Genomic DNA, 244 nt, shown 5'->3' on the forward strand with positions numbered 1-244 from the left:
GTCTGGATCTTGTGCGTGGCGTTCCAGGCGTGAAGCTGACGCTGCTGCATCAGCGGGTGCAGCTCAATCTGGTTGATAACTGGCGCGACACCCGTCTCGTCAATCAGGCGCTGCAGGTGGTGAACCTGGAAATTACGCACGCCGATGCTTTTCACCAGCCCTGCCTGCTGCAGCTCAATCATCCCTTTCCAGGCGTCAACATAGTGATCGATAGCCGGGACTGGCCAGTGCATCAGATAGAGAT

1 protein-coding gene is annotated in these 244 nt (G+C 57.0%); it reads right to left on the reverse strand.

The window, feature by feature from the left end; translation table 11 throughout:
* A partial coding sequence (locus ACPYOJ_RS36345; RefSeq protein WP_481420535.1) for an aldo/keto reductase occupies positions 1-233 on the reverse strand: 233 nt, incomplete at its 3' end.
* Between the last annotated feature and the right edge of the window lie 11 nt (positions 234-244).

Source organism: Rhizobium sp. SVR5-9E (assembly GCF_056755095.1).